Source organism: Paenibacillus sp. EKM206P, from assembly GCF_011066155.1.
GTDB classification, from domain to species: Bacteria; Bacillota; Bacilli; order Paenibacillales; family Paenibacillaceae; genus Paenibacillus; species Paenibacillus polymyxa_D.
Window position 1 is genome coordinate 94089 of sequence record NZ_JAAMNQ010000002.1, and the last position, 14211, is coordinate 108299.

12 protein-coding genes are annotated in these 14211 nt (G+C 42.7%); 8 read left to right on the forward strand and 4 right to left on the reverse strand.

Translation table 11 applies throughout. From position 1 onward, the window contains the following. Nucleotides 1–143 precede the first annotated feature (143 nt). Nucleotides 144–1232 carry a GntR family transcriptional regulator gene (locus G9G53_RS04135; protein ID WP_029518896.1) on the reverse strand — a complete coding sequence of 363 codons (1089 nt, stop codon included), beginning with the start codon at nucleotides 1230–1232 and terminating at the stop codon, nucleotides 144–146. 291 nt (nucleotides 1233–1523) lie between these two features. Here G9G53_RS04135 and G9G53_RS04140 point away from each other — a divergent pair, with 291 nt between their 5' ends. The 6 genes from G9G53_RS04140 to G9G53_RS04165 all read left to right on the forward strand — a co-directional run bounded on the left by G9G53_RS04140 (nucleotide 1524) and on the right by G9G53_RS04165 (nucleotide 9001). Next, entirely contained in the window at nucleotides 1524–3137 is a 1614-nt protein-coding gene (locus G9G53_RS04140) for a xylulokinase (RefSeq protein WP_165145520.1), read from the forward strand. Between the two features lies 1 nt (nucleotide 3138). Continuing rightward, a complete protein-coding gene (locus G9G53_RS04145; RefSeq protein WP_013373853.1) occupies nucleotides 3139–3834 on the forward strand; it encodes an L-ribulose-5-phosphate 4-epimerase in 696 nt (231 codons plus the stop codon). 41 nt (nucleotides 3835–3875) lie between these two features. Continuing rightward, nucleotides 3876–5300: an L-arabinose isomerase gene (gene araA / locus G9G53_RS04150; protein WP_029518894.1), complete on the forward strand. Its 1425-nt coding sequence runs from the start codon at nucleotides 3876–3878 to the stop codon at nucleotides 5298–5300. 172 nt (nucleotides 5301–5472) lie between these two features. Then, nucleotides 5473–6336, forward strand: a complete 864-nt coding sequence (locus G9G53_RS04155; protein WP_165145523.1) for a hypothetical protein — start codon at nucleotides 5473–5475, stop codon at nucleotides 6334–6336. Nucleotides 6337–6474: 138 nt separating this feature from the next. Beyond that, complete coding sequence (locus G9G53_RS04160; RefSeq protein ID WP_029518892.1) at nucleotides 6475–7263, forward strand: class I SAM-dependent methyltransferase; 789 nt, start codon at nucleotides 6475–6477, stop codon at nucleotides 7261–7263. A 238-nt stretch (nucleotides 7264–7501) separates the two neighbouring features. Beyond that, nucleotides 7502–9001 (forward strand): malate:quinone oxidoreductase, encoded by a 1500-nt coding sequence (locus G9G53_RS04165; protein ID WP_029518891.1) that lies wholly within the window; start codon nucleotides 7502–7504, stop codon nucleotides 8999–9001. 264 nt (nucleotides 9002–9265) lie between these two features. Here the strand turns inward: G9G53_RS04165 and G9G53_RS04170 are convergent, their stop codons facing one another. Then, nucleotides 9266–10012 (reverse strand): SDR family oxidoreductase, encoded by a 747-nt coding sequence (locus G9G53_RS04170; RefSeq protein WP_049817054.1) that lies wholly within the window; start codon nucleotides 10010–10012, stop codon nucleotides 9266–9268. Nucleotides 10013–10197: 185 nt separating this feature from the next. Here G9G53_RS04170 and G9G53_RS04175 point away from each other — a divergent pair, with 185 nt between their 5' ends. Then, the gene (locus tag G9G53_RS04175; RefSeq protein ID WP_029518889.1) at nucleotides 10198–11121 is read left to right on the forward strand and encodes an AraC family transcriptional regulator; all 924 of its coding nucleotides are present in this window, start codon (nucleotides 10198–10200) and stop codon (nucleotides 11119–11121) included. Between the two features lie 31 nt (nucleotides 11122–11152). After that, entirely contained in the window at nucleotides 11153–11728 is a 576-nt protein-coding gene (locus tag G9G53_RS04180) for a histidine phosphatase family protein (protein WP_165145525.1), read from the forward strand. Nucleotides 11729–11819: 91 nt separating this feature from the next. Here the strand turns inward: G9G53_RS04180 and G9G53_RS04185 are convergent, their stop codons facing one another. Both G9G53_RS04185 and G9G53_RS04190 read right to left on the reverse strand, forming a co-directional pair. Then, the gene (locus tag G9G53_RS04185) at nucleotides 11820–12887 is read right to left on the reverse strand and encodes a DUF4367 domain-containing protein (protein WP_165145527.1); all 1068 of its coding nucleotides are present in this window, start codon (nucleotides 12885–12887) and stop codon (nucleotides 11820–11822) included. Next, entirely contained in the window at nucleotides 12848–13438 is a 591-nt protein-coding gene (locus G9G53_RS04190; RefSeq protein ID WP_165145529.1) for an RNA polymerase sigma factor, read from the reverse strand. Before G9G53_RS04190 ends, G9G53_RS04185 begins: the two co-directional genes overlap by 40 nt. Nucleotides 13439–14211: the final 773 nt, after the last annotated feature.

The following is a 14211-nucleotide window of genomic DNA, read 5'->3' on the forward strand; positions in this document are numbered from 1 at the left end:
GGACTTGTCATACCAACAAGTTACATTTCGCCACCCACCATACCAAGTCACTCCAAAGTGTCATATGACAATTAGGCACTAGGTTTAAAGGGCGATGGTTCATTCAGAAAAAACGGAAATTCACCACAGTTACATATCCTTTTTCACTTCAGTTTCTTCTTAACCGTCTCTCCTTCAATTAACACAGGCTGATAATAGGTGTGGTTACGTAGATCCTTTTTCCCTTGAAGTTTCTTAATAACCCAATCGGCGGCATCACGTCCCATTTGTTCCTGGGGGTGCGTTAATGTCGTTAGTTTGATGTTTGCATTCTTGGAAATATAGGAATTATCTTGACCAATAATGGATAAGTCTTCGGGCACCAATATCCCAAGTTGTCTGCATACATGTACAACTTCTAATCCTACCTCGTCGTTATAGCAGACAATTGCGCTTAACTCGTCTCTTTGTTCGGTCAGAAATTTCCTCAAATTGGTGGACAAATCCTGCTTCGTTTCAGTATAGAATGAGAGCACTTGCTCGGGGTGAAACCGTAATTTGGCTTCTCCAAGCGCTTTGATATAGCCTTTCATTCGATACTTTCCTTGTAAATCGTCCATTTTGGCAATGATACCAATCTGTGTGTGTCCGTTAGCGATCAATTCTTTGGTTGCCAGATAGCTGGATTGTACGTCATCGAGGCAGAAGTAAGGAACTTCCAACTCTTCATAATAGGCATTAATCATGATGAAGGGAACATCCTGTTCCTTGAACGTCAGATAATAAGCGATATTGGGATTATATAGATTGCTCTTCGTAGGCTCAATGATCAAACCATCCACACCAAAGGACAGCATCATCTCCAAGGCTTTCTTTTCCTGGGCGACATCATTATTGGTACTCGCTAATAGTAATGAATAATTATCTTCATTTAATCTGGCTTCAATCCCGCGAATTATCGAGGGGAAGATGTAATCAGAGATGTAGGTCGTGATGACTCCGATGGTTTTATTACTGGAGTTCCCACCAGTCTTTGAGCGGAATTGGTTACTGACATAGGTGCCAGATCCTTTTTCACTTCTTAAGAAACCTTCGTTGGATAGTTCCAAAATAGCCTTCCGAACCGTCTGGCGACTAACTTTATACTTATCCTGCAAAGCGAATTCCGTTGGAATTTGTTCTCCTACGCTGTATGCCCCTGAAAGAATATTGCTTTTTATATCCTCAAGGATGACCTGATACTTTGGTTTCACTTTATTCCTTCTTTCCAAGTTGTTCTAATACTAATTAATGCATCTATAATATTTGTATGTACATATTTTAGCATAATTATGAGTTTATTATAATCTATTGTCCTATCTGTATAAATACTAAAGTTAAAACTAGAAAAACACTCGGTTTGTCAAAGTATTTGTAAGTATAACTATGGTTTTGTGTTGACAAATGTACGCACAAAAAATATACTAAGGCTGTAAACAAAAGAAAGCGCCTTCTTTCAATTATTGCGATTATAACAGTTGTTCAGAGAGAGGAGTAACGTGAGCATGGATCAAGACATTAAACAAGCGATTACTAAGGGAGAAACCTCACTTGGTATCGAATTTGGATCCACACGTATCAAGGCAGTGCTGATTGATCATCGTTTTGAAACCATCGCATCTGGAAGCTATGAGTGGGAAAACCTCCTGGTAGATGGATATTGGACGTACAACTTAGAGAGTATTATTATGGGCCTGCAAGAGGCTTATCGTGAAATGAAGCAAGAGGTTGAGCAAAAATATGGAGTCACCCTTCGTACGGTTGGTTCTATAGGATTCTCTGCAATGATGCACGGCTATATGGCTTTTGACAGCAAGGGTGAGTTGCTTGTTCCGTTCCGGACTTGGCGGAATGCGACAACCGGGGCTGCAGCAAAAGCTTTAACTGATAAATTTCAATTCAACATTCCTGAGCGATGGAGTATTGCTCACTTGTATCAAGCGATATTGAACGAAGAGCAACATGTCCCTCATATTGATTTTATGACGACGTTGGCTGGATATATCCACTGGCTGCTGACTGGCGATAAGGCAATTGGTATCGGAGACGCTTCGGGGATTTTCCCAATTGATGAGACTACACATGATTATAACGAGTCGATGGTTAAGCAGTTTGATGAACTCATTGCAGCCAAAGGCTACGATTGGAAGTTACAAGACATTATTCCTAAAGTTCATATCTCAGGCGAGCAGGCAGGTGTACTAACCGCAGCGGGAGCGAAAATCTTAGATAAATCCGGAGACTTACAACCTGGTATTCCGCTTTGTCCTCCAGAAGGTGATGCGGGAACAGGAATGGTCGCTACGAATAGTGTGAGAAAACGTACTGGCAACGTGTCTGTGGGAACTTCGGTTTTTGCCATGATTGTATTAGAGAAGGACCTTTCAGCGGTATATCCGGAAATTGATCTGGTGACCACACCGAATGGTAATCCGGTCGGCATGGTTCATGCCAACAACTGTTCAAGTGATCTCAATGCTTGGCTGGGCTTGTTCCGTGAATTCTATGAGGCCATGGGGCACAAGGCGGATCCGAATCAATTGTTCAGTGTGTTGCTGAATAAGGCTTTGGAAGCGGATCCAGATGGCGGTGGTTTACTCAGCTATGGCTATTTGTCAGGGGAGAATATCACCGGAATAGAGAAAGGCAGACCGTTGTTTGTCCGCTCTCCTGAGAGCCGTTTCAATTTGGCCAATTTCATGCGGACTCATCTGTTCACTGCATTTGCTGCTTTGAAAATCGGAATGGATATTTTGACGAAGAAAGAATACGTCGCAATTGACAGCATTCTGGCTCACGGTGGTTTATTTAAAACCCCTATCGTCGGACAAAAGATTGTTGCGGCTGCTATGAATGTCCCGGTATCCGTGATGTCAACAGCTGGAGAAGGCGGAGCGTGGGGTATGGCTATTCTGGCTTCTTACATGATGAACAAGGATCAACAAGAAAGTCTGGAAGACTTCCTCGACCAAAAAGTATTTAGAGATGTTGAGGGACAAGAAATTCATCCTGACGGTTCCGATGTTAAGGGATTCGAAACATTCTTAGAACGCTATACACAAGGCCTGGCGATTGAGCAGGCTGCTGTAGATAATCTAGTGGAAAACTGGAGGAATTGACGTGTTAGAGCAGCTGAAAGAAGAAGTATTTCAAGCCAATCTGGATTTGCCTAAACATGGACTCGTGAAATACACCTGGGGTAACGTAAGCGCTGTTGATCGTGAGCGTGGCTTATTCGTTATCAAACCGAGTGGTGTTAGTTATGACACGATGAAACCTAGCGATATGGTGGTTGTTGATTTTGACGGCAATGTTGTTGAAGGAGAGATGAGACCTTCATCGGATACACCGACTCATGCCGTACTTTACAAGCACTACGCAGAGATCGGCGGTATTGTGCATACGCATTCGACTTGGGCGACGATTTGGGCTCAGGCAGGCCTGGATGTACCTGTAATGGGGACTACTCATGCAGACACCTTCTATGGTTCTGTTCCCTGTGCTCGTTTCTTGACACAAGAGGAGATTGATCGTGGCTACGAAGCCGAAACCGGCCGTGTCATCATCGAAACTTTTGAGCAGCGCGGGCTGGATATTTTAGCAGTGCCAGGTGTCCTGCTTAAGGGTCATGCTCCCTTCACTTGGGGTAAGGATGCGAAATCTGCAGTCATGAATAGCGTCGTATTGGAAGAAGTTTCTAAAATGAATTTATTCGCACGGGAATTGAATCATTTTGCCGAAGAATTGCCGCAGCGGATTCTAGATAAACACTATTTGCGCAAACATGGGAAAGACGCCTACTACGGGCAAAAGTAAGACCAACTAAACTAACAAACGAAGAAAAGAGGATGAATGTTATGTCAACAGTAGGTACAAAACAGTTCTGGTTTGTCGTAGGTTCACAACATCTGTATGGAGAAGAAGCATTAGCAGAAGTCAAAGCACACGCACAAGAAATGACCGATGCCCTAAATAAGAGCGGCGTTCTGCCTTATCCGCTTGTATTGCAAGATCTGGCGGTTAGTGCAGACAAAATCACCAGCCTTATGAAAGAAGTCAACTATCGTGATGAGGTTGCTGGTGTCATCACTTGGATGCATACCTTCTCACCTGCAAAAATGTGGATTCGCGGTACTAAATTGCTGCAAAAGCCGCTACTTCATTTGGCCACACAGTACAATGAAAGCATTCCTTGGGCTACAATTGACATGGACTTCATGAACCTCAATCAGGCAGCTCATGGTGACCGTGAATATGGGTTTATCAACGCCCGCTTGAAGAAACAGAATAAAGTGGTTGTAGGTTACTGGGAACGTGCAGAAGTGCAAAAACAAATCGCAGAGTGGATGGATGTAGCGGTTGCTTATAACGAAAGCTTCAATATCAAAGTCGCCCGCTTTGGCGACAATATGCGTAATGTTGGCGTTACGGAAGGTGATAAGGTCGAAGCCCAAATTCAATTTGGATGGACTGTTGACTACTTCGGAATTGGCGACCTCGTTCAGTACGTCAATGCTGTGAAAGAAGAAGAGATTGATGCTTTGTTTGCGGAATACTCTGAACTTTATGAATTCGATTATGGTACTTATAGCAAGGAAGCTTGGGAAGCCAGTGTAAGAGTGCAAGCAAGCTATGAAATTGCTATTAAACGATTCCTGGATCATGGCGGCTATACTGCCTTCACTACGAACTTCGAAGACCTCTATGGTATGAAACAGCTCCCTGGTCTTGCCGTTCAACGTTTGATGGCACAAGGATACGGATTTGCTGGTGAAGGAGATTGGAAGACTGCAGCGCTCGATCGCCTGCTTAAAGTCATGAGCCATAACCAATCCACTGGCTTTATGGAAGACTACACCTATGAATTAGCGGCTGGGCAGGAATCGATCCTTCAATCCCATATGCTTGAAGTTGACCCAACGTTGGCGAGCAACAAGCCTAAAGTCATCGTTTCTCCGTTAGGTATCGGCGATCGTGAAGATCCAGCCCGTCTGGTATTTGACGGCAAGGCAGGAGACGGTGTGGTGGTTTCCATGGCTGACTTTGGCACGCATTATAAACTGCTGATCAATGAGGTTACGGCATTTGAACCGACAGTTCCTGCTCCAAATCTTCCGGTAGCCCGTGTACTGTGGAACGTGAAGCCAAACTTCCAGGATGGAGTTAAGGCATGGATTGAGAACGGTGGCGGTCACCATACTGTGGTTTCCTTGAATCTGACTACAGACCAAATTGTTACTTATGCAAAACTGGTTAACCTGGAATACGTAATTATTAAATAACTAGAAGATAGCCATCTATAAAAGCATTGGGTCAGTCCTTAGGATCCAATGCTTTTTTATTGGTTTTCTAAGGATGTCGAGATAAAGGAAAGGTTCCTAAGCTATCTGGCGATATAACGAGACAATTGGACTCTCCTTTTGGCAATCATTTAATTCATAAGGATGTGATACTATGGCGAATGTACCAGCTACGAAAACGAAACTGGTTATCGTCGAAGGCATACCTGGCTCTGGCAAATCCACATTATCTAGATACATACATGACATGTCAAATACACATCAAATAGAATCGGAACTATTTTTAGAAGGAAATTTACGACATCCCGCTGATTATGAATCGGTTGCATGTATGCCGAACGAAGAACTTGATCGGCTCCGATCAATCTATTCCGAGGTGTTTCAATACATTGATCCGTTCGTATCTTTGAATGGCAACGACTCTTTAATCGCATATGCGCTTGCGCAGCAATCAGCCCAAAATAAAATTCCTTCTAGTTTGTATGAGGAAATCCAGCGTTATGAAATCTACGATGGAGTACCCGTGGAAAAGTACTGCGAATTGATGATCCAACGTTGGAAGTCTTTTGTTAAAGATCAGCGAGAAAAGGAAAAGCTAATCATACTCGAATGCTGTTTTTTACAGAACCCAGGGTGTGCATTACTCGCCCGGCATGATGCTGGAAATGATCGATTTGTTCGGCATGTATTACAGATTGCGGAGCAAATTCAGGAGTTAAATCCAATTTTGTTCTATTTGAAGCAACCTGATGTGCGTGAGACGATTGAGCGAGTAAAAACGATGAGATCTCAAGAATGGTTAGATTTCACGATTTGGTACCATACAGAGCAAGATTATGGAAAGAAGAAGGGGCTTCATGGGTACGAGGGATATATTCAGTTCCTTGAATATCGACGAGAGCTAGAATTACAAATTATTGAGCAACTTCCTTTTCAATCGTTTGTTATGGATAACTCCGATTATGATTGGGTGAATCAACAACAGACTGTTTCGAATATCATGATGAAGTATTTATAAACCATGAAGCTCATTCGAGGAAACGTTAGTGCAATTAGAAAGGGCCTGTCCCGTAAAGATTGGCCCAAAAACTTGCCGTTACAGGCAGCCCTGTGACTCTCATGTTTTAAAAGTTCAGTAGAGAGAAGGTTATAAGCTATGAGTGATTATGGTCCAGATCTATTTAAAGGTACCGCTTGGTACTACTCTAGGTATCGACCTCCTTATCCTTCGTCGCTTATTCGGTTTTTAGTTAACAAGTTTTCTCTGAATGGGGAAGGTCGCTTGCTTGACTTAGGATGTGGAACGGGTCAGCTAGCTCTAAGATTTAGTGATTGGTTTGAAGAAATAGTAGGTGTAGATACTGAATCAGAAATGCTAGATGAAGCAAACCGTTTGTCCAGTGATAAAAGGTTGGACAATGTTAAATGGGTACAAGGAAGGGCGGAAGAGCGCGTATGTGACTGGGGTGTCTTTCGCCTCGTTATAATTGCGAAAGCATTTCATTGGATGGATAGAGAGTCCATTCTTGACATTCTGTATAACAGTTCTGATACTAATGGTGGCGTAGCTATTATTGATAATACTGGGAAGCAGGAACCCTTACTTTGGCAACTCAAGGTCAACGAAGTAGTGAGACGTTGGCTAGGAGACGCAAGAAGAGCTGGTAATAGCACTTACACTCCCCCAAAGGAGAGGTATGAGGATATTGTAAGAAAATCTGGATTCAAAAATGTCCAAAGACATATTTTACCGAGTTATTCATATACATGGACTGTTGATTCGATCATTGGAAATCTGTACTCTACATCATTTGCTTCAAGACGCCTTTTTGGTGATAATTTAGTACGATTTGAAAATGATTTAACATCTGTTCTACTAGATATGGACTCCACGGGTGTGTTTACCGAAGAATTGTCAGTGTCTGTTATTACTGCTAGTAAGTGAAGCCCCAATAATACAGCGTGTTGAGATCCATTCTTATTATTTTGCAAAGAAAATTCTCACTTTTTAGCAGAAATGATTTATAATTATCAGATAATAGACAATATAATTTTTAAAAGATTATATTTTAGTTATAATAGAGACAGAAAAGATATGTTCCTGAGTGGAGCCTTGCTTCTTGTATCACCTAAGCAGGAGGGCCTGCTCTTTTTTGCAAATATAAGAGATAAGGAAGGTTTTTATGAATAGCATTCAGAAAAATACAGACGTTATCTTAATTGGTGCCGGAGTCATGAGCGCGACTCTGGGATCATTGCTAAAAGAGTTAGCACCAGAATGGGAAATTAAAGTGTTTGAGAAACTCGCAAACGCAGGAGAAGAAAGCTCTAACGAATGGAATAATGCAGGTACAGGCCATGCTGCACTGTGCGAACTGAACTATACATCCGAAAAAGCTGATGGATCTATAGATATTCGTAAAGCTGTAGACATTAATGAGCAGTTTCAGCTTTCAAGACAGTTTTGGTCTTTTCTTGTAAACAGCCATTTGATTCGTAATCCTCAGGACTTTATCAAGCCAATACCTCATATGAGTTTGGTAACAGGAGAGAAAAATGTATCTTTTTTGAAAAAAAGGTTTAAAGCGCTTTCAACTATTTCTCTATTTCAAGGCATGGAATTTTCCGACGACCCTGAAAAGCTGAAGGAATGGATTCCGCTAATTATGGAAGGCCGTACATTGAATGAACCAATCGCGGCAACCAAAATCGACTCTGGAACAGATGTCAACTTTGGTGCTTTAACACGCATGTTGTTTGAGCATTTAAAAAGTAAAAACGTTGAGATCAATTACAAGCATAGTGTAAAGGATATTAAACGTGCGAGCGACGGCTCGTGGAAAGTCAAAGTCCATAATCTGGATAACGGTAAAATCGAATACCATACTGCCAAATTTGTCTTTATCGGTGGTGGGGGTGGAAGTCTACCTTTGCTACAAAGAACCGGTATTCCTGAGTCCAAATATATCGGGGGATTCCCGGTAAGTGGACTATTTATGGTATGTAACAATCCTAAGGTTGTCGCCCAGCATCATGCGAAAGTATACGGTAAAGCTAAGGTTGGTGCTCCTCCCATGTCTGTTCCGCATCTGGATACAAGATATATCGGTAACCAAAAAGCACTGCTATTTGGACCGTTTGCCGGCTTCTCACCGAAGTTCTTGAAAACGGGCTCAAATTTGGATTTGATCGGATCTGTAAAACCCAATAATCTCATCACGATGTTGGCGGCAGGCGCAAAAGAGATGGCATTGACCAAATACCTGATTCAGCAAGTGATGTTATCGAATGAAAAGCGTCTGGAAGAATTACGCGAGTTTATTCCGAACGCCAAAATCGAGGACTGGGGGATCGTGGTAGCGGGTCAACGTGTGCAGGTGATCAAAGATACGGAGGGCGGTAAAGGAACACTTCAATTTGGTACAGAAGTGGTTAGTGCTGCTGATGGTTCGATAGCTGCACTGCTCGGCGCCTCTCCGGGTGCTTCTACTGCTGTTCACGTTATGCTGGAAGTATTGGAAAAATGCTTCCCACAACATATGGAAGAGTGGGAACCAAAAATAAAAGAAATGATTCCTTCTTATGGGGTGTCACTAGCGGAAAACCCAGAGCTTTACCAAGAAATTTATGACTCCACAACGGAGGTGCTCGGTCTGGGCGAAAGGGAACCGCTTCATCGTTAATTTTTACATGGCTAGTAACTCGATCATCCAAATATTTTTAATAAAAAGCACAGTAATCTTACGATATATTTTAGAGTCCAATAAGCAACAACACCAAGCGGTGGGGAGAAGTCCCCACCGCTAAAAATGTTTGTTTAACAAAACAAAGTTTTGCAATCCTTCTGCATTTTCGATGTCACATGGATGAACAGCTTCCATGGTAAAGCTTTATGTATGAATAGATAGGGGCGCACTCACAAGAGGAGGTGCCCCTATCTATTTATGTTATATTTGTGCGGTTGGACGGATCACGATTTCGTTCACATCAATGTCAGCCGGTTGTTCAATTGCGAATCCAATTGCGCGGGCTACCGCGTCTGGTGTCATGGCTAGTTTATCCCGGATGACGGCGAGTTGATCTCTTATAGCCGGGTCTGTTAAACTTTCGGTGAAATTTGTCTGCACAATACCTGGCGAAATGATGGTTACGCGCAGTTTATCACCAGCCTCCTGGCGCAACCCCTCTGAGATGGCGCGTACGGCGAACTTCGTACCAGAGTAGACCGACTGGTTCGGAACGGTCTTGTGTCCTGCTGTAGAAGCAGTGTTCACGAAATGTCCGAAACCCTGTTTGCGAAAGACAGGCAACGCTGCAGCAATGCCATACAAAACGCCTTTAATGTTGACGTCAATCATGTGCTCCCAATCTTCCACGCGCAGATCATCGAGAGGGGATATAGGCATAACGCCAGCGTTGCTGACGAGAACATCCAGCTTCCCGTATCGTTCGCAAGCCAAAGTAACGAGGTTGCATAGATCCTCGCGCCGTCTCACGTCAGTGCGTGCATAGACAGCTTCGCCACCCCTATTCGTAATACGTGTCGCCAGTGCTTCAAGGCGGTCCACCCCGCGCGCGCCAAGCACGACTTTTGCTCCACGCTCGGCAAGCAACAGTGCTGTTGCTTCTCCAATTCCGCTGCTTGCACCTGTAATCACGACGACTTTGTTCTCTATTCTTCCTTCCAAACTCATAGCCCCATCCTTCTTTCTTTGATCTATTTGCCTTAGGCCCTTTGTTGGCCTTGCAAGTAAATTTTAAGTAGAATTCAATTGAGACAGGTAGACCGATCAAGTCCAATTCTTGCCTAATCCTATTCGGCGTGCATATAATTAGCACATCAATATTAGCGTTCAACGGAAAGGAAGGTGAAGCATGAATGGTTTCGTCTCCTCCCCCCTCTGATATTTCTACGAATCTACAAGAACTGATTCGTCTGATTGATCAACGCGCGTCTTCGGACGGTACGTTTGTTTCGTCTGTGCCAGGACTTTATTTCAGACGTGCAAGCCATGTGTCCGAGCTGAATCATACGGTCCATATGCCCTCCCTGTACGTGGTTGCGCAAGGCTCAAAGACAGCAATGCTGGCTGGAGAAAACTATGTGTACGATCCAACAACCTACATGGTCACATCAGTTCAACTTCCCGTAACTGGTAAAATAACTCAAGCCTCGTCGGAGCTTCCTTATCTCAGTCTTCAATTATCCATTAGTCCAGACGCCATCCTGGACATTATCAAGAAGAGTCCTCCTCCATGTAACGTTAAGACTGGACGCGGCATACTGGTGAGCCAATTTGACCCTCTGCTGCTTGATGCGCTGCTTCGGCTTGTCAGACTTTCGGATACGCCTGCGGATATTCAGTTTCTTGCGCCGCTTATCACGCACGAGATCCTTTATCGTGTATTACAAGGTGAGCAGGGAGCTTTAATCAGGCAATTTGCCGTAGTTGGCAGCTATGCACATAGCATCTCCAAAGCGATCCATCTGATTACCCGCGATTACTCTAAGCCTCTTGTGATCGAGGAATTGGCGAAGGAAGTAAACATGAGCCCTTCTTCCTTACACAAGCACTTTAAAAAGGTAACGGCTATAAGTCCTCTGCAGTATCAGAAGGCCATTCGACTGCAGGCTGCACGCCGCTTACTGCTCTCGGAGGGATTGGAGGCCGCCACTGTAGGCTTTCGCGTTGGCTATGAGAGTCCTTCGCAGTTCAGCCGAGAATATGGACGCATGTTTGGACGGCCACCGATGAGTGATGTTAAACATTTGCGTAATTCTCTTAGTGTCTCAGTTGATTGAGAAGTTTATCGGGTGATCCGTGGAGGTTAATATGAAAACTTTCATTTACATGGTGAGACATGGCGAATCACCAAAGACGGAAGGAAATGAAAGAACAAGAGGTTTGACTGATAAAGGTAAGTCAGATGCTTTTCAAATAACTGAGTTATTGAGAGGAGAGGGGATCGAGGTTTTCGTTTCAAGTCCATATCAACGGGCAATCCTAACCATTCAAGAATTAGCTCAATGCTCAGGACAAGAAGTTTTAATACTCGAGGATCTTAAAGAAAGAATTTTTTTGAATGAAGACAACCGAATGCCTGATGATGAATTATTCCCTTTGTTAGATAAGTCATTTTCTGATCCCAACTTTGCTTTAACGGGAGGAGAGTCTAATGCAGTTTGTCAGAATCGAAGTATAACAGTCTTAAAGGAATTGCTAAAAATCTACCGAGGACGGAAAGTCGCATTAGGCACTCATGGAGCTGTAATGACTTTAATGATGGGGTATTATGACAAGCAGTACGATTTGGATTTTTTACTACACACATCCAAGCCAGACGTATACAGAATGGAATTCAATGATCAGGAATTAGTTGAGGTGAAAAGATTGTGGAACATGCCGTAATAGTTTGTGAGGAAAAGGTATAAGGACTATTCTCCAAAAAGAGACCACCCCTAAAAAAGGATGGTCTCTCTTCAAAGCTTTTCTTTTATAGCTATTGCGGTGAACCGTTAAGCAAATCCTCGGCTATTTTTACCAGGTCTTCCTTGGTCAGTGGACTGTCCTGGTTATCAGATATGTTGAAGTGTAACCGTCTTTTTTCATCAAGCCAGCCCAGTCGGTTTTTTCCGGCCTCCAAGGGATTGCTTGTTTTGCTTGCCCTGATGTAATAGGCCTTGGTTCCTTTAATTGTCAGTTGCTCAGCCGAATCCTGTTCATTTTGCATGATGGTTGTCTTTGTGACTTCAGGAGTGTATTTGGTGACGGTAATGTTTACATAGTCGTTTCCTCTCGCATACCGGGCAAAGGAGGTGTCTGACTTGTCCCAGCTCAGCTTTTGAATAAACAGATGTTCACCCTCCGGTGCAGCTTTGGCCTGTTGCATCAGTTTATCGGTTAAAGCTCGATATTCCTTTTTATCCATCATCCTAGGATATGCAGCGCCTGGATAGACGTATCCGAATTCAAACTGATAGCCATCTGGTAGATGAGTGGGGTTGCTGAATAATGGAGCCTCAGTTCGCTTGATTTCATCTTGTAAGCTGTTGAAACTTGAAAGTTCAGCTGGCTTGTACGCAAACAGGGCCGGATTAGATAGGTTGTTCTGATTCATAGAATCGTCCTTGACGTAATAGGCAGCATACTCTCCGGGCTGCAAGCGATCTTTCACTTTTTCGTTCCACTGTGCGTAGGTGGAGGTATACGTTTTCGAGGCGTCCGTTTCGGCAGGTGTTTTGGCGGTATTTAATACAACGTCGCCCTTACTGTTGCGGAATTCAAGATATTGCGAAGCGGCGTATCCGGTCACAGAAGCCCCTAACACAAAAAGTAAGATCATAATGGGAGCGGTAATGCGCGGTTGAAGACGCATTTTTACAATGAACCCCTTTTTGGGCGTCACCTTTTGGTAGACCTGTTCCATCACTTTGTCAGAAACGTCAAAAGCTTGGATTTTTAGGACACTTTCTGGTTCTGTCAGCTTGTCCATGTTTTTTAAGTCTTTGTCTTTTGGATCGGTGTATTTCAGATTTTGTTCCTGATTTCTGCCTTGTAATTCACGCATTTCGGGTCCTCCTTTATGGGTTCCATTATTTTTTTAAGCTTTGTTTTTGTTCTGCCGTATTTTTTCTTGATAGCTTCCTCGCTCTTGTTCATAATTTCCCCGATTTCTCCAAACGTTTTTTCTTCAAAAATGCGCAGCACCAATAGGTTTCGTTCTTCTGCATTCAGTTGGTCTAATGCCCGGCTCAGCGGTTCACTGAAAAGCTGACGTTCCAAAACCTGCGCAGCACTGTCTGAAGTCATATTAGTTGAGGTGAACAGGGTAATCTTAAATTTGCGCTGTAGATTCTTCCTGCGAATCAAGTTCAGGCAGTGATGATAGGCCATTTTATACAGCCAGGAGGAGAAGCCCATTGTCAGTTTGTACATGTTAATTTTTTCAAAAGCTTTGACCAAAATATCCTGTACGGCTTCTTCTGCCTCATGCTCACTTCCTAATAGCCGCCAGCAATACACAAATATCTGACGCTGATACTCCTTCACAATGTAGGCGTAATCCTGGATTTCGCCAGCTTGAACTCGTTTGATTTTGTATTCGATTTCCTCATTCAAAAATTTAGGCACCTCCTCTGATCAAAAAGAAAACTATACCTGTATAACAAATGAAGATGACCGAAAGGGACACCTTTTCTAAATTTTTTTAGTATTAAATCTACTCTCTAAGAGAGTACGATAAAGCAGAACAATTATCACCAACGGTGTTGATTTCATAGGGCTTGGATTTTTATTGTGGAAATAAATAGAATGATGAAGTATACCTATCAAAAATTTGAAAAGAGATTGTAAAAATATAAAAAGGAGATAAGAAATGAGGGTTTATGATAATAGGGGAGTCCAGATGGTGGTTGCACTTTTATATCCTGTTATAGCATTTGTTATATTAAGTAATAGTCATAGGATAGGTTCATGGACTATCCCGGCCATTATTGCAATTTTGTTTTGTCTGTTATGGAAAAATACTCTTTATGTAATCATCTCTAATGTCTTGATGTGGATTGTATCAGTACCTATGTGGTGGCTGCTAGTTGAACGTGTGAAAACAGACCAGGGCGCTGAAATTTTCATTTCGTCATTACCATTCATTATATTGTTATACATATTTGCTGTATTGCTACCCGAAATTTCAATTGTTCTATTTAGACATTACATTTTTAATAAGTTTAGACGTCGTAATAGTAAGTAATCTCTGAAACGATTCAGGAGTGCTTTTCCAAAACAACCTATGGATTAGGTAAAGTGGAAGGAATGAGAGATAAAATAAAATTAAGTTAAGTCATTGATAAGGTGAAGATGACTATTGGTTTTATCCAAGAGAGCACACAATT